We start from the raw sequence: 17,357 nt of genomic DNA, 5'->3' as shown, positions 1-17,357 counted from the left end.
TCTCTTTTATTTTGGAATGAGTAGAAGTGGCCGGCGCCCGTAAAATGACGATATACGCCAGTAAATTTCGCGGACGCGCCAGTAAAATCCTGAAACGCGCCCGTATTTTCCCCGAATCCGCCCGTAATTCTTCCGAACGCGCCCGTAAGCTATTTAAACCAGCACATTGAAGTAGCGGGCTTCAGGGTGGGAGAAAACCAGAGCTGTGACGGAGGCTTCGGGCTCCATCATGAATCCTTCTGTCAGCTGAATGCCGATTTCTTCAGGCTGAAGAAGTTTGAACAGTTTTGCTTGATCTTCAAGATCCGGGCATGCTGGATAACCGAACGAGAAGCGCTGGCCTTGGTATCGCGCGGAAAAACGATCCTGCATCGAAAGGGTAACAGGGTCAGGGAACCCCCATTTATCCCTCATCTGGCGGTGAATGAGTTCAGCCAATCCTTCCGCAGTTTCAAGAGCAAGCGATTGAAGCGCAAAGCTTTCCAGGAAACGGCCTTCGGCTTTAAGCTGCTGTGCCCGTTCGCGGATGCCGCTTCCAGCAGTTACCGCAAAGAACCCGACATAATCCATTTCGCCGCTGCCGACGGGCTTGGCGTAGTCTGCCAAGCAGAGGTTCGGTTCTCTTGTCTGGCGTGGAAACTCAAACGTCTCAATGATATGGGATGTATCGTTTGGATCATAAATATAAAGTTTCTGGCCATCCGACTGTGAAGGGAAAAACTGATACAGTGCTGCTGGATCGATTAGTTTTTTCTCCTGGCTCTCCCGCAGCAGCCCATCGACGATTCCTTTTATTTCCAGTGCCCGTTCATCTTTCTCGGCGAGCAGCCGTGAAACCTTTCCTTTCACTCCTAAATGGTGTCCTAGCAGCATCTGCAGATTAATGTACGGAACTACAGAAGAGAGCGGGAAAGACTTAAATACATGGCGTTCCGTATCTTTTGGAACAAATACTTTTAAACTCTGATTAACGGAAGGTCGGACTCTGACGGCCTCAGCAACAGCGGTGCCGGTACCTCCTCCGGACGGTGTGGCTTCTGTAACAGGTGCGGCAGGTGTTTTCGCCACAGGCTTTTCAAAAACTTCTCCTTTTTGAAGCTTGTTTGCAAGGCTCAATCCGTCCATCGCATCCTTGGCGTAAAGCACAGTCCCCTGATATTCCTGAGCAATCCGGTTTTCTGTAAACTTGCGGGTCAGGGCGGCGCCTCCTACAAGAATTGGGACGGAAATACCCGACTCTCTCAGGTCGGAAGCGGTAAGCACCATTTGCTGAGCAGATTTTACAAGCAATCCTGAAAGGCCGACCACATCGGGCTTCTCCCTCTTAATGGCCTGAATCAGTTCTTGCGGCGTAACTTTAATACCGAGATCCACCACTTCAAATCCATTATTGCCAAGGATAATATCTACAAGGTTTTTGCCGATATCATGGACGTCCCCTTTAACCGTGGCCAAAACGACCTTACCTTTCGTGCTGACCGCACCGCTGCTCTCCATATGGGGCTCGAGGTGGGCGACGGAAGCCTTCATCACCTCAGCGCTCTGGAGGACTTCAGCTACGATGAGCTGGTTATCGTTAAAGAGCCGGCCGACTTCCTCCATCCCGGCCATAAGAGGTCCATTTATAATTTCCAAAGGCGCATCATACTCTGCCAGAGCAAGGTCAAGATCCGGAATGAGTCCTTCTTTCGTTCCTTCGACCACGTAAAAGGCGAGGCGCTCAGCAAGAGGCAGTTCCAAGACCGGAGTTTTTGCCTCCTTTTTCTTGCCTCGGTAGAACTCTGTAAAGGCTGCCAGATTCTCGTCGTTCGTCTCAAACAGCAAGGCTTTTGCCATCTCTACTTCCTTTTCTGGGATAGAAGCATAGCGTTCAAGCTTTTCAGTGTTGACGATCGCGTAGTCGAGCCCAGCCTGTGTACAGGCATATAGATATACCGCGTTTAAGATTTCCCGGCCGACCGGCGGGAGACCGAACGATACGTTGCTGATGCCAAGGATCGTCTGGCATTCAGGAAGTGTTTCTTTCAGCTTTCTCAAACTTTCCACTGTCGCATTGGCAGAACCGATGTATTGTTCATCTCCTGTTCCGACAGGGAAGACGAGAGGATCAAAAATAATATCGCTCGGAGAGATTCCGTATTTGTTCACAAGCAGATCGTAGGATCGTTTGGCGATCTCGAGCTTTCGGTCTGTTGTGACCCCCATGCCTTTTTCATCGATCGTACCGACAACAACGGCTGCTCCGTAACGGGAGATGATAGGGGCAACTTTCTCAAACCGCTCCTCGCCGTCCTCTAGGTTAATAGAGTTGATAATGGCTTTTCCCTGCGAGTATTTCAGGGCTATCTCCAGCACCTCGTCGTCCGTTGAATCAATAACAAGAGGCACTTTCACTTTTTTTACAGCTTCCTTAATAAAATTCTCCATATCCTGAAGCTCTTCACGGTCAGGATCCGCAAGGCAGATATCTATGACATGCGCGCCTTTCTTAACTTGCGCGCGGGCGATCTCTGCTGCTTCTTCAAACTTGCCTTCAGCGATCAGCCGCTTAAATTTTCGTGAACCGATAACATTGGTACGTTCGCCGACCATCAATGGGCGCATGGATGGATCATCATAGATCAGCGGCTCAATCCCCGACACGGCATGGGAATGGCTTTCTGGGACAGTACGCGGCTTCAGCGGTTTTAACGCTTCTGCGATGGCCCTTATATGGTCTGGTGTCGTGCCGCAGCAGCCGCCGGCGATGTTGAGCCAGCCTTCTGCGGCAAAGGCGCTGATTTTCTTTGCGAGAGTTTCTGGTGTTTCATGATAGTTCCCGTCTTCATCCGGAAGGCCGGCATTCGGATAACAGCTTACCGCTGAAAGAGACAGTGCGGATAAAGAGCGGATGTGGTCGGTCATAAATTCCGGCCCCGTTGCACAGTTGAGCCCTACAGCCAAAGGTTTCATGTGCTCAAGCGAGATGTAAAAGGCTTCAATCGATTGGCCGGCCAGTGTCGTACCCATCGGCTCAATCGTGCCTGACACCATGAGCGGGACTTCCTTTCCGGCTGATTTAAACGCCCGTTTAATGCCGATAAAACCTGCTTTAACATTGAGCATATCCTGGCTGGTCTCGAGGAGAAGCAAATCAACCCCGCCGTCCAGAAGGCCTTTTGCCTGTTCTTCATAGGAAGAGGTCAGCCCTTCAAATGTTGCGCCTCCTGTAACGCTCAACGTTTTTGTAGTTGGTCCCATTGATCCGGCAACGAAGCGGGGCCAATCAGGAGTGGAGACCTTATCGGCAGCTTCCCGCGCGATCTCTGCTGCTATTTTGTTCGTTTCATATGCTTTATAGCCGAGGCCGTATTCGTCGAGCACGATATCAGTGGCCCCGAACGTATTGGTTTCAACGATATCAGCACCTGCTTCTAAATATTGCAAATGGACATCCAGAATTACATCAGGACGGGTAAAGTTCAGGTTTTCATTGCAGCCGTCCAGGTCTTCGCCGCCAAAGTCTTCGGCAGTCAGATTGGCTTGCTGGAGGATGGTGCCCATTGCCCCGTCCATGATCAGTATTTTATTCTTAAGCTGTTGTTGAAGGGTTTGATTAGACATTCTGAATCCTCCTTGTTTTTTTGCGGTCAATTTCGTAGGCATACTCCGTCAGTTCAGCCGTCAATTCATATCGCATGAATGGAGTGATCAGATAGAGGCCATTAAACAGTTCAGAAGCGGCATCTATCAGAGATTTTGAGATGGCAAGGCCTTCCCTTGCTGCGGAAACTGGGTCGTCTTTAAACTTCGCCATACGGTCACGCACGTCGTCTGTCAGTTTGATGCCCGGCACCTCATAATGAAGAAAGTCAGCATTGCGGCTTGAGGTGAGCGGCATAATCCCAACGTAGAAAGGAACGGGCAGATCTTTTACAGCTTCGTGGAACTCCAGCAGTATCTCTTCAGAGTACACCGGCTGGCTGATAAAGTAGTCCGCGCCGCTTTCTATTTTTTTCTCTGCCCTCTGAACCGCTCTTTCCAGTGACTTCACATTTGGATTAAAGGCGGCACCGACGGTAAATTGCGTTTTTTGTCCCAAGTCTTTTCCGGAAAGTGAAACCCCTTCGTTAAACTGTTTGATCATTTTGATCAGTTCTATGGAGGTAACATCATAGACGCTTGAAGCTCCCGGAAAATCGCCTACCTTTGCCGGATCCCCGGTAATTGCCAAAATATCGTGAAGTCCGAGTGTATGCAGCCCCATGAGATGAGACTGCAGACCGATAATATTCCGGTCTCGGCAAGCGAGATGAACGATCGGCTGGACTCCAGTCCGTGCCTTAGCCAAAGAAGATAGGGAGGTATTGCAGATTCTTGGTGATGCCAACGAGTTGTCTGCAAGCGTAATGGCATCTGCCCCGGCTTCTTTCAATGCCTTTGCTCCTTCAAAAAAACGGGAGGTATCAAGCTTGCGGGGAGGATCAAGCTCAACAATGACCGATCGCCTTTCTTTTAGAATATCAGGCAGGGAAATCCCAGGTTTCTGCCTCGTTTCAACAACGGCAATAGGCTCTGGGCGCTGTCTGACTTCCTTTTCGGTAACAGGCTTCAGTCCATGAAGCTCTTCAGCGAAAGCCTCAATATGAGCAGGAGTTGTTCCGCAGCAGCCTCCGAGCAGGCGGATGCCTTGGTTTCTGAAAAGTGAAGCACTGTTTTTGAAATACTCCGCATCTCCTTCATACTGAAATTTTCCGTCCACATAGGAAGGAAGACTTGCATTCGGATAGGAGGAAAGATAGGCATGCTTGGGAATTTCCACTTCCTCAAGTGTCTTGATCATATGAAAGGGCCCAAGACGGCAATTCAGCCCTACGACATCCGCTCCTAAATCTTCAAGGCGTCTAATCGCTGTATTGATGGGTGTTCTGTCGTTTAGAATACCGACTTCCTGCAAAGAAATCTGCGAGATGATCGGAATGCTGGTCTGGCCGCGTGCAATTTCAAGAACGGTTTCCAATTCTTCCAAATCGTAAAAGGTCTCAAGAAGAAGGCCATCCACTCCTTCCAACAGAAGACAGTAGAGCTGTTCCCTAAAGCTTCTCTTTATTTCTTCAATCGTAAGTGAGCTTGGGCCCGTTCCACGGATTCCTCCGATGGTTCCCAGTACATACGCTTCATTGGCAGCTGCTTTTTTTGCAAGTCTTACAGCCGCACTATTCAGCTCTTTGACTTGCTCCTCCAATCCATATCTTTGCAGTTTAATATAGTTGGCGCTGTACGTATTGGTCTGAATGACATCTGCACCGGCCTGTATGTAAGCCTGGTGGATGGACTGAATCTGATCAGGGTGCGTCAGATTCAGCTGCTCAAAACAGCAATCCGTTCCATACGAGTAGAGAAGTGTTCCCATTGCCCCATCGGCAATCAAGATTTTGTCTTCAAGATCTTTCAATAATCCCATTATGCGGTCCTCCTGTTAGTTCGGTATCTTCCAGCGGCCCAATAAAATAAAAAAAGCCTTCTTAAAGAAGAAGACTTTGAAAGTTCGAGGTCATTCTTCTTATCTTCCAAGTTCGATTCGAACTTGTTGGACTTAGCACCTTTTCAGCTGCAGAGCTGAAGGTTGCTGAGGTGTCAACGGGCCATTCCCTTAACCTCTCTGGATAAGAAACCAAATCGCTATAAAATTAATTCTCTATACCTTACAATAATTGTTGGAAGATTTCAATAGCTTTTTCAAATGAAAAAAATGGTTGAGCTTTTTATCACAGGGGGACTCCTATAATGAAGAATAAGTATACCAACCTTGACGGGATACAAAACACACATACATTTAAAGATTTGCTGCGGTGGAGAAGAGAAAGGCGCGGCAACAAAAAAGATTTAGCTCAGCAGATTCCGCAAAGCCCGAAAAAGGAGATCAGCAGATTAAAAGAAAACCGGCAGCATCATTCCATCACATGGATCGGCCATTCTACTTTTCTCATTCAGATGGGCGGATGCAATATTCTGACCGATCCTGTCTGGGCAAAAAAGATGGGGCTGCAAAAGCGGCTGACTGATCCCGGAATTCCCATCAGACACCTGCCAGAGATCGATCTCGTCTTCATCTCCCATGGCCACTACGACCACCTTGACTTTCCAAGTATTAAAAATCTGACAGGAGATATTTCCTTTTACGTGCCAGCAGGTTTGAAATCAATGTTTCAGAAAAAAGGATATGAGAAGGTATTCGAAGCCAATTGGTGGGATAACTTTTCTGAAAAGGGGCTGTCGCTCACGTTCGTCCCTGCTCAGCATTGGACCAGGAGGACGGCTTTTGATATGAATACTTCTCACTGGGGAGGATGGGTCATTCAAGACATGAAGACAGGAGAAACACTTTATTTTGCAGGAGACACCGGGTATTTCAGAGGCTTTAAGGAGATTGGAAATCAATTTGAACTCGATACCGTTCTTATGCCGATAGGGGCTTATGAACCGGAGTGGTTTATGAAAATATCGCATATTAATCCTGAAGATGCTGTGAAAGCTTTTCAGGAAACAAAGGGAGCCTACTGTATTCCAATGCATTACGGAGCTTACAGGCTGGCGGATGATACAGGGCCTGAAGCCTTGGAGCGTTTGGGTAAAGAGTGGGCTAGAAAGGGAATGGAGCAGCAAGGTCTTAAGATTCTGTCACTCGGGGAGACATGGTGGAAAAGTGGAAAGGAGCAGCCGCAATAGCCTGATTCCCGTTTTCACCTTTAAGGGACATTTATCATACACTACACTAACACTTTTAAAGGTGGAGATAGCAATGGGGTGCATGGTTAATATTTACTATCTGAAGATAAATAGTCTGGCGAGCAACAGTTCATTGAATCTGGGATCAACCTTTCATAATAGCCATACAGCAAATACAAAATCTACAGGCGACAATAGTTCTGTAGGAGATCATTCACCAGCAGAAGCCATGATGAAAAACATGGTCTTTGATCCGGATGTTAATGATCAAAATGAATACGGAAATGCAGATACTGCGGTTGCAAACCAGCCTTAATGAAATGGAGCAATAAAAGAAGAAGGGGGGTCACCTCATGCCATATTTGTTTAATATTTTTAATATCAAAACGAATGGTGTGACCATGAACGGTAACATCGATATCGGCCCGACCGTCCATAACAGCCATACAGCCAATACAAAGTCAGTTGGTTCTACGATCTCTCTTGGAGACTTTTCTCCGTCAACTGGATTTATGGTGAACAGCAACATCGATCCGGATATCAGCGACCAAGGCCAGGTAGCGAACCCGTCCGCTCCAGTCACTAACCAGCCTTAACGTTCACCCGCCTTTTTTTACCGAAAGAGGGAGTCTGTCCAATCAGCTTTTTGTTCAAGCCATACACTGTAGGTAAAGAGCGAAAAGGATGGAACAGATTTGCGTTTTTCTTTCAGAATAGGAAAAATCATCACAAATGGTGTGACTCAAAATGGAAACATCGATATTGGAAGTACCGTCCAGAACAGCCATACAGCCAATACCAAATCGGTAGGGGCGGTTGTGGCGTTCGGTGACTGCTCAGATGCCTGCGCGTATATGATCAACTTCAACGAAGACAACGACGAAAATGATATGGGTCAAAGCGAAGGACAGGACGATCAGCAGAAATAATGAAGGAGCGCTTAATGGGAGCGCTCTTTTTCTTTGTCCGAGAAGAATTTCTTTTCTCTAAAAAAGAAGTCTGGTGGTAGTGATGGAGAATAATCTTAAAGGAGTTGCCATCGGATCTGGAAAGGATACGCGCCGATTTCGTGAAAATACGATCCAATCTCAAAGAAATACGATCCGATCACTGCAAAATACAGATAAAATGCAATGCACTTACTAGAAAGGAGCACGGAATGAAGTTAAATGAACTGAATAACAGGGTAAATGACATTATTAGCGGCCAAAATGGAGATTATGCTTACTGGATTGAAACGGAGGATGGCCACATTGAGTATCAGGCAGATGAGGTATTCCCAGCCGCAAGCCTTATCAAAATACCCATTTTAATTGAAGCCGTTCGGCAGACAGAAGCAGGTCAAATCGATCTCGCTTCCCGTATTTCATTAAAACAGGAGGTAAGGGTTGGCGGTGCCGGGGTTCTCCAGCTTTTTTCTGATGAATCAGCTGTTACTGTAGCAGATATACTCACGTTGATGATCACTGTTTCTGATAACATGGCAGCCAACATTATGATTGAAAAAACAGGCATGGAGAGAATTAATGATCTCCTGGCTGAATTGGGCTGCAGCCAGACAGTGCTCCAACGCAAGCTGATGGATTTCGAAGCTGTTAAGCAAGGAAAGAACAACTATACTTCCGCAAGAGATGTTATTCTTCAGCTGAAGGAGATTGACAGGGGAGGCAGGTTAAAGGACAAGAGCAGCCAAACCATACTTCATATTCTTCAAAATCAGCAGTTTCGCTATAAGCTTCCCGCCTATATGGATGAAGAAAAGATAACCATCGCGAATAAAACCGGAGAATTGGACGGAGTAGAGCACGACGCAGGCATTTTCACGTTTAAGAGAGAAAAGCTGTTTGCAGCGGTTCTAACGAAAAATTTACCGAGTGAAGCAGAAGGAAGACAAGCCCTGGCGCTTATTGGGAAAGCGTTGAATGACTATCTCTTGAGTTATCAAAAAAATTAGAAAAAATTGTTTTTGGCTTCTTCGACAAAAAATGATAAAATTATGAATACTTAATGAAAACGTATACATAACAACAGAGGTGAACAGATGATTACGAATCAAAATGATCAAGGGCTCAAGCGGGGCATGAAAGCGCGGCATTTATTTATGATCTCCCTGGGTGGTGTAATCGGAACCGGATTCTTTCTCGGTTCGGGAATGACCATTCATGATGCAGGTCCGGCAGGCGCGGTGATTTCTTATCTCGTTGGCGGATTTATCATGTACTTGACGATGCTCTGTCTTGGTGAGCTTTCAGTTGCTATGCCTGTATCCGGTTCTTTCCAAACATATACGACTAAATTTATCGGGCCTGGAACAGGTTTTGCCGTCGGATGGCTCTACTGGCTAGGATGGGCGGTTACCGTAGCCCTGGAATTTTTCTCAGCTTCAGCTTTAATGCAGAGATGGTTCCCTCATTCCGAACTTTGGATGTGGAGCTTAATTTTTGCAGGTATATTATTTTCTTTGAACGCACTCTCTGCGAAAGCTTTCGGAGAATCAGAATTTTGGTTTGCGAGCATAAAGGTTCTTGCCATCATTTTATTTATTATACTTGGCGGAGCGGTGATTTTTGGTCTGGTTGATATGAAAGGCGCCAGCTCAGCTCCAGGCTTCACAAATTTTGTTTCAGCGGGATGGTTTCCGAATGGATTCAGTGCTCTGTTTGTCACCATGATTGCTGTTAACTTCTCTTTCCAGGGAACCGAGCTGATTGGAATAGCTTCTGGAGAAAGTGAAAATCCTGAAAAAACCATTCCACGTTCCATTCGTCAAACGGTTTGGAGAACACTTTTCTTTTTTGTTCTTGCGATTGGTGTGCTTGCCGCATTAATGCCAATGTCTAAAGCAGGAAAAGTGGAAAGCCCGTTTGTCGTGGTCTTTGACAGCATCGGCATCCCGTATGCTGCGGATATTATGAACTTCGTTATCTTAACCGCGCTGCTGTCTGTTGCCAACTCAGGTTTGTATGCGGCAACTCGTATGCTCTACTCGCTTTCAAAAGAAGGAATGGCCAGTCCGGCTCTGGGAAGAGTAAACAAACGCGGTATTCCGATGAACGCGCTGTATATCACAATTGGCGTTGCCTTGCTTTCATTATTGTCTGCATTTAAAGCGGAAAAAACAGTGTTTGAATGGCTTCTGTCATTGGCAGGTTTGGGTGCGCAAGTGGGCTGGATTGCCATTACCGCTTCACAGTTCGCCTTTAGAAGAAAGTTCATCCGTGACGGAGGAAAAGTTGAGGATTTGAAGTTTAAGGTACCGTTGTTTCCAATCCTTCCGCTTTTCGCCACTACGCTGAACCTTGGTGTTTTGATCAGTATGGCCTTTGATCCTGCACAGCGTCTCGCTCTTTATTTAGGTGTTCCTTTCTTTATTGGCTGTTACCTGTATTATTACTTGGTCATTAAGAAAAGAGAAAAAACAGCAGCACTGCAGCGTAAAGCAATATAACGAAAAACAGCATCTCCATTACAGGGATGCTGTTTTTTTGTTTTCATTTTCCAATTATTGTTTTTCGGTTGACAGAATAAAGAAAGTCAATTACTATTGGTAATTGTACAACAATGCTTCAACGCATAAAAGCGTTTAAGTGTTTAAGTGAAACAAAAGAGCATTGCATCAGGGAGAGGTCAAGCATGAACAGTAAAATCAAACCTTCAGGAGTCATCCTGTTATTTTTATTAATTGTAGCAACAATGTTTACAAGCCTTGTCGTTCTTAAGGTAGAACCCCATATTCCGTTGTTTTTCTGTGTTATACTTACCGGTATTTTTGCCGTGTTCTGGGGAGCAGATTGGAAAACGATTGAGAAGGGGCTCATCTCAGGAGTAGTAAGCGGCATACAGCCGCTGCTGCTTCTGATCATGATCAGCTTTGTTATCGCAAGCTGGATGATGAGCGGATCCGTTCCAACGCTTTTATTTTACGGCATGAATATCATTCAGCCCGAATGGTTCGCGCTGAGTGCTTTGTTTATTACCATATTGGTATCAACGTTTACGGGCAGCAGTTTTACGACCGCTAGTACGGTAGGAGTAGCTCTCATGGGAATTGCTCATGTGCTGAACGTGAATCCTGGCTTAGCTGCCGGAGCAATCGTGTGTGGTGCGTGTTTTGGAGATAAGATGTCACCGCTGTCTGATTCCACTAATCTGGCTTCGGGTACGGTAGGTGTCAATTTATTTGAACACATTCGCCATATGATGTGGACCACTGTACCTGCACTAATCATTACAGCAGTCATCTTTTTCTTTGCCGGACATCAGCCGTCAGGAACGTCGATAGCACAGTTGGCTGAAATGAAAAAGACGTTGGGTGAACACTTTACCATTACACCGTTCACGCTTATTTCACCATTTATCGTAATGGTGATGGCGTTCCGAAAGATGCCGATCATTCCAACGCTGCTTACAGGAGTGGTGACGGCTGTCCTCACGACCGTCTTCCTCAATCGGGCCTTTACGATCGCTCATATGATCAATGCGCTGGAAAATGGATTGAATATGAAAACAGGAAGCGATGCGGTTGATGCGATTGTAAACAAGGGCGGTCTTATCCCGATGATGTGGTCGGTTTCACTGATCATCATCGCCCTGTCACTAGGCGGACTTCTTCAGGAACTAGGAATTATCGATATCATGATTCGTTCATTTGAAAACTCGCTTAAGAAAACAGGCCATCTGATTGCAGCGACGGCTGCGTCAGGGCTGGGAGTGAACCTTTTGACAGGGGAAATGTATCTTTCTATCATTCTGCCGGGGCAGGCCTTTAAAAAGCATTATGAAAAAAACGGAGTCCCGTTAATAAATCTTACAAGAACGATGGAGGATGCGGGTACACTGATTAATCCTCTCGTTCCGTGGAGTGTGAGCGGTGCCTTTTTCGCAGCTACCCTCGGAGTATCTGCTCTTGATTACATCCCGTTCGCCTTTTTACTGTACTTGTCACCGCTGTTTACCCTGTTTTACGGGTACACAGGAATTGGATTAGCCAAGAAAAAAGGGCATGCAGAAACACTATCTAAAGCTTCATAAAAAGTTGGGGCTGTCCAAGAAGTCTGGTAGCTGTTGATCTCCGCTCCAGGCTGCTCGCTTTCCTCGGGGCGTGCGGTGAGCCTTACCGGCGTGAACGCCTACTTTTTGGCGCAAGCGCCTGCGGGAGTCTCACCTGTCACGCTAGTCCCGCAGGAGTCTCGCACCTTGCACTCCAATCAACTTTTCATTGAAGATTTTTCACGTCAAAGGAGCTGCCTGAAGGTCATTTTCGACTTTCAGGACAGCCCCTTTTTTTATTTGGGTGAATGCAGGCTTCCTTTTGTTCATATGATGAAACGATAGATGTAAAATAAGCAGATCTTTAGGAAGAAGGGAGGCGGGAGTGATGAAACAGGTTCGGGGTCAGAAAGTCTTTTTATCTGATGCTGTGCTGTCATCCCTGATCTACACTCACTATGGATTGACGGTTCAGTCCATTGAGCGCGTACTCGCCATTCCAAAGGTGCATACAGATCAAGGGATCTTTGGTTTTAAGAATGCCAATGAACTCAATGATCTGCCGTTTGTCGCCCATTGTATAGAGTGGATGAAACAAAACCATTTTTCTTTTATTCCGAGCGTCCTGCCTTGTCATAATGGACAGGTATATTTTGAACATGAGAATGAACTGTACTATATGGAAGAGTGGGCGAAGGGAAGGGATATCCTGTTTGCTGACCTTTCATTGTGTGAGAGGATAGGGGCAGCACTCGCTCATTTTCACCATGCAGCTGATGGGGCTGTACCCCCGCCGGACAGCTCCCGGATGGAGTACGGCAGCCGGATCGATAAACTGAATGGTGTTTATCAGGATATTCAAAAATGGAAGACAGAATATAAGCCTGTCCCGGAATGGACCTTCGAGCCGTGGATGCTGGATGTGCTTGAAACCAGATGCAGGCTGGCCTATTCTTATATCCACCGCCTTGAAGAAGAGCATGGAGAAGTGAAAGGAGCGCTATGCCACGGCAGTCTTCATCAAAGGAACATCCTGCTGGATGGGGATCAAAAGATTTATTTCATTGATGTGGAATCTTTGGTTTTTGCTGAACGGCCTTATGATCTGGCATCGTTCATCCATTATTATGCACCGTCCTACAATTGGAATCCTGCAATGATCCACCGGTTTATTAAAGGATATCAGAAACATTCCGTCCAGTCTCTCTCGTTTAATGAATGGAAGTTTTTATTCTCCTTTCTTGCTTTTCCGAGGAGAGTTGAAAGCTGGTGCTATCGCCATTTCGGGAGCCAAACACCTTCAGAATCAACTTATTTTAAACTTCTGGGCATCCTTGTTCACGATCAGCCAAAGGAAAGCCTGTTTACACAGTTTCATCCAGAAACTCTTGAGTCATCATTTCATTTGTTTCATGAAATGGTAAAGGGGAGGATGGGGTGAGAAGGCAAGCTATTGCAAGAGGCTGCTCGAAGCCTTTTTATTTTCTTCTTTTCGCGCTGGTTTTTTGCGGGGCCTTTCTTGTTTTTTCCGTCTTTATTCATACACATCTGCTAAAAGAGTTCGACCGGTGGACGATGGCTGCAGTCTTATCGTTACGCACACCCAAATGGACGTCATTCTTTTTATTTATTCAGCAGCTGGGGTATAGGAAGGTCATCTTCCCGATGATTACTGTCATGGGGCTGTATCTTACGTTGTTTAAAAAGTTCAATGAATGCTTGTTTCTCTTTTCTACAGCAGCAGGGGCTTTTATTTTGAACGGATGGCTAAAGGCATGTTTTCACCGGCCCCGGCCTTCTGTTCAGCCTTTAATTACAGAAAATGGATTCGGCTATCCGAGCAGACACACCATGCTGGCCCTTGCCCTTTACGGAAGCATCAGCTTTCTATTGTGGAGAAAATTACAGGGGGAAGGCACTCATTTGGCAAAAAAGCTGCTTGCTTTAACAATTGGAGTGGTGGTGCTGGTTGGACTCAGTATGATTTATCTTGGAGTCCACTATCCGACAGATATTTTCGGGGGTCTGCTAGCCGGAGCGGCCTGGCTCTGTTTATGCTGTGCATGGTATCTGCACATAAAAGAATAACGGCTTAGTAGGCATTGGCATAAGCAAACAGCGCCTGTTTGGACATACAATACAAAGGAGAACTGCAAGGAAACCAGGAATTAAACGGTTAAATCTCATGAAAGGAGCCATCAGCAGAGAATGAGCCATGGTCATAACCCTCAGAATAAAATGGATTACTACTACCAGCACTATCAATACCATGCAGAGATGTGTAAATATTATTATCAGCTCATGTTTGGCGAACAGAAAGAAACAGCAGAATATATGCTGCCTCCCAATATAGAGGTTAAAGAAAAATGGAAGACCAAAACATCCTATGAGAAGACCTATGCTCCCATTCAGCATCAGCCTGATCCGGAACAGCAGAACTAATGATTACGTACGACGATTATATCTATGCGCTCCTGATCTGGAGCTCTCAGCTAAAAAAGGAAGTAGAGACAGCTGCAGAGGTGTGCCGGGAAAATCAGATCAGAGAATTAGTAAAAGTCTACGAAAATCGAATCGGTGCATTTATCAAGGGGCTCTATGATCTTCAGGAGTTAAAAACATCCGGCAAAATAAAAGAAATAGAGTCTGATGCCCGCTGCTTGTATAGGGATTGGTGCAGGGTACAAAGGGTACTTTAATCAAACGGCCTTTTCTAAAGGTTGTTTTTTTATGATTTCAGGACATCACATCTCCTTTCCATTTTCAATATTGAAAGTGCTTTCATGCAGTGGTATAGTAAACGTAATGACTTTACGAAAACGTTTACGTAGAAAGAAGGCCGGAAATGTCTTATACGATTAAAGATGTGGCAAAAAAGGCGAACGTCTCGGTTGCCACTGTTTCCAGGATCCTGAACAACCTTCCGGGCTATTCAGAAAAAACAAAGGAGAAGGTGCTTCAGGTTATTACGGAAATGGGGTACCAGCCGAATGCCATTGCACGGGGGTTAATCAATAAAAAGACGAAGACGCTCGGCGTGCTTTTGCCTGCGGTCTCAGACACCTTCGCTTCTGTCGTGCTGAGCGGCATTGAAGACATGGCTCATGACCTCGATTACAGCGTGATGGTCTGCAATACCGATAAAGACGGTATCCGGACAATGAAATATTTGCAGGCGCTCCGTGAAAAACAAGTAGATGGAATCATCTTTATCAGTGAATTCTTTAAAGAAGAGTACTATAACGCCATTACAGCTATGAAACTCCCGATTGTGCTCGTATCAACCAAGTCTCCATATGACATTCCATTTATCAAAGTTGATGATGAGAAGGCAGTATTTGATGGGGTGACCTATCTCCTCGACAGGGGCCACCGCTCCATCGGGATGATCGCGGGAACAAAAGGCGATACGATCGCTACCATACCGAGGATCGAAGGCTACAAAAAAGCGCTCAAAGAACACAGGATTGCGTTTGAAACGAAAAAAGTCGTCTACGGTGATTTTGGTTTTGAGAGCGGAATTAAAGCGGCAGAAGAGCTTTTAAATCATAACAAGGATGTAACAGCTATTTTCTGTTCCAGCGATGAAATGGCTGCTGGTGCTCTGTCTTACCTGTACCGAATGTCAATCCGTGTTCCGGATGAGATTTCACTGGTCGGCTATGACAATACGAAAGTGGCAGAGATGGCCATCCCGCCTCTGACTACAGTGGGACAGCCGCTCTATGAAATGGGGAAAAACTCCGTACGCATACTTCTTGAAGGGGAAGAAGGCAAATCGAAAAGCATCTTTATGCCCCATAAAATTGCAGAAAGAGAAAGTGTTAAATCGATCGATAAATCAACAAGAGAGGCTGTCCTGAAAGTCGAAAATTGACCTTCAGCAGCTCCTTTTTGGCTTGAGAATCTTCAATGAAAAGTTGATTGAAGTGGAAGGTGCGAGACTCCTCGAAAATGAACTTCATTTTCTTCGTGCGATATAACGCTGCCGAAGCTTTCCTTGTCCTGCGGGACTAGCGTGACAGGTGAGACTCCCGCAGGCGCTAGCGCCAAAAAGTAGGCGTTCACGCCGGTAAGGCTTACCGCACGCCCCGCGAAAGTAGGAGCTCGCGCCGGTTAAAGCGAGCACCCTGGAACGGAAATCAACAGCTTACAGACTTCTTGGACAGCCCCTTTCTTTTAACCGTTCATGAAAAAAACATGGTGGAAAGAAAGTACGGTCTTTCAGATTTATCCAAGGAGCTTTAATGATCAGAACGGCGATGGAATCGGGGACATCAAGGAATCATTGAAAAACTGGACTATTTCAGCTTCGCAAAGAAAATGAGATTATTATGTATGGGAGCTATGACATTATCTTGGAAGAACATCCTCAAATCTATTCGTATACGAGGACTCTTGGTGAGGAGAAGCTTAACTTCTCTGGAGAGCAACCGAAGTTTGAAATGCCGGAGCTTGTGGAGTTTGCAGCACATGAATTGGTGATCAGCAACTATGAGGTGAATGCTGAGGAGAAGATTCAAGCCATTGAGCTAAAACCATATGAAGCACGCGTTTACCGTTTATTGAAATAATATTAGGAAGCTGACTCTTGCACGCCGTTCATTCGGTTGTGCAGGTCAGGTTTTTTTTTGCTGGAGGCGGATCGGGTGATACAGTTTAGTTTACATAATGGCCGTTTGGCGGGTAAAGTTGTAATTTTGGCTGGTATTTTATGATTTTGGACAGTATTTTCTTCATTTCGGCTGGTAAATTGTTCATTTCCGATTGTAAATGAAAAACCAGCGGCTGTTCCTTACCTTTGGACAGGCTATTTAGCATAAAAAAGCTCCGATTTCCCAAATAACAGCGTTTTTACAAGAAAAACAGAGGGGAATCAGAGCGAAAAAGACTAATTACTTCCTTTATTTTACGTAATCAGACGCTTGTCGGGTCATAACGGTCCCTTCAGGATTTCTTTTAAAACCTTCCAATGTCCTCTGTGTTCATGTTGAGGCCGGGCATGCCGGGAACCCAGTTTGCCGGAATACTGGTTTGAGAGTGTTCACCATATTGGAGGGCTTGAATAAGCCGCAGAATTTCGTAGGCGTTCCGTCCGACCTCGGAAGGATAGATGAGTTTGCTGGCAATATAACCATCGGGGCCGACGATGATTGTAGCCCTTACTGCGGCACCGCTGTGGGTGTCCAATACTCTATAGGCACGGCTGATGAGGTGGTTTCGGTCGCTGACCAGCGGATATTGAACCTTACCAGCAAGAGGTGAGACTTCTTTAAATACTTTATGAGAAAACACGCTGTCCGTACTGATGCCGAGCACTTCAGTGTTCAGTTTCTTGAGCTCACCGTATAAAGCGGCGACCGCCGCTAGTTCTGTCGGTCAGACAAAGGTGAAATCACTGCCATAAAAAAACAAAATCACCCATTTGCCGTGAAAATCTTCGAGGCGAACATCCTTGATCTCCCCGTCTTGAATCGATGGTGCGGTAAATACGGGAGCGATATCGCCAAGCCCCGCACAATAAGGCTGAGGACCGCAGGTGTTGAACTGTTCTACGGATGGTTTTGGGTAAGGCTGATCCCCATCATTGGGCATGCTCATTCCAATCCCTCCTTTCCGTATAGCTGTATGCTGTGTCTATCTATCGTATGTAAAGAGGG

18 protein-coding genes, 1 pseudogene and 1 riboswitch are annotated in these 17,357 nt (G+C 46.0%); of the genes and pseudogenes, 15 read left to right on the top strand and 4 right to left on the bottom strand.

All coding sequences use genetic code 11. From position 1 onward, the window contains the following. Nucleotides 1-153: 153 nt before the first annotated feature. Together metH and OKX00_RS20045 are read right to left on the bottom strand one after the other, a co-directional pair. The gene (gene metH, locus OKX00_RS20050) at nucleotides 154-3,603 is read right to left on the bottom strand and encodes a methionine synthase (RefSeq protein WP_265408569.1); all 3,450 of its coding nucleotides are present in this window, start codon (nucleotides 3,601-3,603) and stop codon (nucleotides 154-156) included. Then, complete coding sequence (locus tag OKX00_RS20045; protein ID WP_265408568.1) at nucleotides 3,596-5,443, bottom strand: bifunctional homocysteine S-methyltransferase/methylenetetrahydrofolate reductase; 1,848 nt, start codon at nucleotides 5,441-5,443, stop codon at nucleotides 3,596-3,598. Before OKX00_RS20045 ends, metH begins: the two co-directional genes overlap by 8 nt. Nucleotides 5,444-5,539: 96 nt before the next feature. After that, nucleotides 5,540-5,652, bottom strand: a riboswitch (SAM riboswitch). Nucleotides 5,653-5,766: 114 nt separating this feature from the next. Between OKX00_RS20045 and OKX00_RS20040 the strand changes: the two genes are divergently transcribed. The 13 genes from OKX00_RS20040 to OKX00_RS19980 all read left to right on the top strand — a co-directional run bounded on the left by OKX00_RS20040 (nucleotide 5,767) and on the right by OKX00_RS19980 (nucleotide 15,574). Continuing rightward, nucleotides 5,767-6,708 (top strand): MBL fold metallo-hydrolase, encoded by a 942-nt coding sequence (locus OKX00_RS20040; RefSeq protein ID WP_265408567.1) that lies wholly within the window; start codon nucleotides 5,767-5,769, stop codon nucleotides 6,706-6,708. Nucleotides 6,709-6,781: 73 nt separating this feature from the next. Then, on the top strand, nucleotides 6,782-7,024 hold the full coding sequence (locus tag OKX00_RS20035; RefSeq protein WP_265408566.1) for a spore germination protein: 243 nt from the start codon (nucleotides 6,782-6,784) through the stop codon (nucleotides 7,022-7,024). Between the two features lie 37 nt (nucleotides 7,025-7,061). Continuing rightward, entirely contained in the window at nucleotides 7,062-7,304 is a 243-nt protein-coding gene (locus tag OKX00_RS20030; RefSeq protein ID WP_062238646.1) for a spore germination protein, read from the top strand. 99 nt (nucleotides 7,305-7,403) lie between these two features. After that, a complete protein-coding gene (locus OKX00_RS20025) occupies nucleotides 7,404-7,637 on the top strand; it encodes a spore germination protein (protein WP_053355723.1) in 234 nt (77 codons plus the stop codon). Nucleotides 7,638-7,867: 230 nt separating this feature from the next. Further along, complete coding sequence (locus tag OKX00_RS20020) at nucleotides 7,868-8,662, top strand: serine hydrolase (protein WP_265408565.1); 795 nt, start codon at nucleotides 7,868-7,870, stop codon at nucleotides 8,660-8,662. A gap of 87 nt (nucleotides 8,663-8,749) precedes the next feature. Beyond that, nucleotides 8,750-10,156 (top strand): amino acid permease, encoded by a 1,407-nt coding sequence (locus OKX00_RS20015; RefSeq protein ID WP_053355721.1) that lies wholly within the window; start codon nucleotides 8,750-8,752, stop codon nucleotides 10,154-10,156. A gap of 185 nt (nucleotides 10,157-10,341) precedes the next feature. After that, nucleotides 10,342-11,739 carry a Na+/H+ antiporter NhaC gene (nhaC, locus tag OKX00_RS20010; RefSeq protein WP_265408564.1) on the top strand — a complete coding sequence of 466 codons (1,398 nt, stop codon included), beginning with the start codon at nucleotides 10,342-10,344 and terminating at the stop codon, nucleotides 11,737-11,739. A 33-nt stretch (nucleotides 11,740-11,772) separates the two neighbouring features. Next, nucleotides 11,773-12,042, top strand: a complete 270-nt coding sequence (locus tag OKX00_RS20005) for a hypothetical protein (RefSeq protein WP_265408563.1) — start codon at nucleotides 11,773-11,775, stop codon at nucleotides 12,040-12,042. Nucleotides 12,043-12,085: 43 nt separating this feature from the next. Beyond that, nucleotides 12,086-13,138 (top strand): phosphotransferase, encoded by a 1,053-nt coding sequence (locus OKX00_RS20000; protein ID WP_265408562.1) that lies wholly within the window; start codon nucleotides 12,086-12,088, stop codon nucleotides 13,136-13,138. After that, nucleotides 13,135-13,785 carry a phosphatase PAP2 family protein gene (locus OKX00_RS19995; protein ID WP_265408561.1) on the top strand — a complete coding sequence of 217 codons (651 nt, stop codon included), beginning with the start codon at nucleotides 13,135-13,137 and terminating at the stop codon, nucleotides 13,783-13,785. Before OKX00_RS20000 ends, OKX00_RS19995 begins: the two co-directional genes overlap by 4 nt. Before the next feature lie 120 nt (nucleotides 13,786-13,905). Beyond that, on the top strand, nucleotides 13,906-14,139 hold the full coding sequence (locus tag OKX00_RS19990) for a hypothetical protein (protein WP_053355717.1): 234 nt from the start codon (nucleotides 13,906-13,908) through the stop codon (nucleotides 14,137-14,139). Continuing rightward, on the top strand, nucleotides 14,139-14,396 hold the full coding sequence (locus tag OKX00_RS19985; RefSeq protein WP_265408560.1) for a hypothetical protein: 258 nt from the start codon (nucleotides 14,139-14,141) through the stop codon (nucleotides 14,394-14,396). The genes OKX00_RS19990 and OKX00_RS19985 overlap by 1 nt, the downstream gene beginning before the upstream one ends. Nucleotides 14,397-14,542: 146 nt before the next feature. Next, nucleotides 14,543-15,574, top strand: coding sequence for a LacI family DNA-binding transcriptional regulator (locus OKX00_RS19980; protein WP_265408559.1), 1,032 nt, complete (start codon nucleotides 14,543-14,545; stop codon nucleotides 15,572-15,574). Between the two features lie 32 nt (nucleotides 15,575-15,606). On the opposite strand, the gene OKX00_RS19975 is transcribed toward OKX00_RS19980, so the two are convergent. Continuing rightward, nucleotides 15,607-15,765 carry a hypothetical protein gene (locus tag OKX00_RS19975; protein ID WP_265408558.1) on the bottom strand — a complete coding sequence of 53 codons (159 nt, stop codon included), beginning with the start codon at nucleotides 15,763-15,765 and terminating at the stop codon, nucleotides 15,607-15,609. A gap of 121 nt (nucleotides 15,766-15,886) precedes the next feature. Here OKX00_RS19975 and OKX00_RS23430 point away from each other — a divergent pair. Continuing rightward, nucleotides 15,887-15,979: pseudogene (locus tag OKX00_RS23430) on the top strand (hypothetical protein); the annotation flags it as partial. Nucleotides 15,980-16,031: 52 nt separating this feature from the next. Further along, the gene (locus tag OKX00_RS19970; RefSeq protein WP_265408557.1) at nucleotides 16,032-16,271 is read left to right on the top strand and encodes a hypothetical protein; all 240 of its coding nucleotides are present in this window, start codon (nucleotides 16,032-16,034) and stop codon (nucleotides 16,269-16,271) included. A 385-nt stretch (nucleotides 16,272-16,656) separates the two neighbouring features. On the opposite strand, the gene OKX00_RS19965 is transcribed toward OKX00_RS19970, so the two are convergent. Continuing rightward, entirely contained in the window at nucleotides 16,657-17,298 is a 642-nt protein-coding gene (locus OKX00_RS19965) for a peroxiredoxin (RefSeq protein WP_265408556.1), read from the bottom strand. Nucleotides 17,299-17,357 lie beyond the last annotated feature (59 nt).

This window comes from Fictibacillus sp. KU28468, assembly GCF_026153615.1.
GTDB lineage: Bacteria > Bacillota > Bacilli > Bacillales > Fictibacillaceae > Fictibacillus_C > Fictibacillus_C marinisediminis.
The sequence above is the reverse complement of the archived record's forward strand: the minus strand, read 5'-3'. Positions and strand labels throughout refer to the sequence as shown.